Origin of the sequence: Thermogutta sp., from assembly GCF_039793925.1 — a bacterium.
In the GTDB taxonomy this organism is placed as follows: Bacteria; Planctomycetota; Planctomycetia; order Pirellulales; family Thermoguttaceae; genus Thermogutta.
Map to the genome: position 1 here is coordinate 1 of NZ_JBAMME010000007.1, position 1,849 is coordinate 1,849.

Genomic DNA, 1,849 nt, shown 5'->3' on the forward strand with positions numbered 1-1,849 from the left:
GCTTGTGAAACGGAAAGGGAAAGCGGACCGGATAACGACAATGCCCAGGGTGAGCAATCGAGTAGGAGGGGGCGGCTAGCCCCCGTCCTCTCACACCACCGGACATGCGGGTCCGCATCCGGCGGTTCACCAAGCTTGACGAAGAAAAGAATAGCGTTCGGTTAAGCTCATCAGGCCCTGGGACTGCCAGTAGGCGTTGCCCAGGGCTCTGTTCATAGGCCCGTGGGCCATCCGCCACGGCCCTTTGCGAGCGTTGGCGAATTCGTGGACTACCCATTCGGGCAGTCCCAGAGCACGCAACTCGCGGTATCTTGTCCGCACTCGCTTCCACTGTTTCCAGAGGCACATGCGCAATCTCCGCCGCATCCAGCCTTCTATATTCTCGAAAGTGCTGGGCGTGTCGGCCAGGGCAAAGTAGCCTATCCACCCGCCCAGGTAAGCGTTCAAACGCTCAATGCGCTCGGCCATTTTTACGGGTCTGTTTCGGGAGGTAATCTCCCGGATTTTCATCTTCACCCGTTCGATGGTCTGCGGGGCCAGGCGGATGTGGATTTGCCCTGCCTTGGGTTTGTACATGCTAAACCCCAGGAATTTCAGTTTCCACGGCCGGTCTACCGCGCTTTTCTGCTCGTTAATCTTGAGCTTCAACCGCTCCTGCAGGAAGTTGCGGTGACTTTCCATGACCCTTTGTCCCGCCCGCTTGCTTTTGACGTAGACGTTGCAGTCATCAGCGTAACGGACGAATTTGTGGCCCCTTTTCTCCAGTTCTTTGTCCAGGTCGTCTAAGAGGATGTTGGCCAGAAGCGGGCTTATGGGTCCGCCCTGGGGCGTTCCTTCCGCCGTCTCCATGACCACCCCGTTTACCATGACGCCTGCGGTAAGATAGCGGCGGATAAGGGTAAGTATCCTCTTATCCGTCACTTTCCGGGCCACCCGGGCCATGAGCAGGTCGTGGTTTACCCGGTCGAAGTATTTCTCGATGTCCAGGTCTACGGCCCAATCGTATCCTTCTTCCACGTATTGACGCGCTTTCTTTACCGCCTCACGGGCTCTTTTCCCGGGTCGGAATCCGTAACTGGCCCGTGAGAATTGCGGGTCGAAAACGGGCGTCAATACTTGCAGGAGAGCCTGCTGGATCAGGCGGTCCATTGCGGTGGGTATCCCTAATAGCCGTTTGCCTCCCCCGGGTTTCGGGATTTCGACCCGGCGCACGGGCATCGGTCTATAGGTACCGGCGAGCAGTTCTTCCCGGATGCACGGCCACTCGGCACGGATTTGGTCCCGAAGCCGTTCGGTCGGGATGCCGTCCACGCCGGGCGCGCCTTTGTTTCGCTCTACCCGCTTTAAGGCGGCCAGCATGTTCTCCCTGGCCACCACCTGCTCCATCAGGCCGCTACTCTGGCCCCCGCGAGGTGGTGTTCCGTTTTGTGCCGGAGAAGGACTCGGCCCTCCTGCGGTTCCCCGTGGCTTCACCACTTCCTCCCGCGGGCAGGCCCCTTGCGGGGTTTTCTGCTGTCTTTGCCCTTCTCGCGAACGCACCGGTTTCACCTCTGACTTGATGTTCGGGCCTTTCCCTGGGGTTCATGACCCCCGGGGTACTATGCCTTCTGCTGACTCCTGCCGGTTCAGCCGTGCCTCTCGACGCGGGTTACCAGCTTTGCCTGGCTTATCCGGCAGGCCTCCCCGGGTAAGAGCGTTAACCTTCACCCCGCGCCCGCCCCATCTACTCCGCCGTCCTTTGGCAGCCTGGGATTTCGCTGTGTTACGCCAGCTCATCCGAACGGCTCAGCCTCTTATGGGGTTCTTGTTCATCGGGCCGTGGTTTTGCCTCCGGCTTCCTTCGGATTCC

1 protein-coding gene is annotated in these 1,849 nt (G+C 59.7%); it reads right to left on the reverse strand.

The window, feature by feature from the left end; all coding sequences use genetic code 11:
* Positions 1-126 precede the first annotated feature (126 nt).
* Positions 127-1,539, reverse strand: a complete 1,413-nt coding sequence (gene ltrA / locus ABJK56_RS00335; protein ID WP_347242676.1) for a group II intron reverse transcriptase/maturase — start codon at positions 1,537-1,539, stop codon at positions 127-129.
* Between the last annotated feature and the right edge of the window lie 310 nt (positions 1,540-1,849).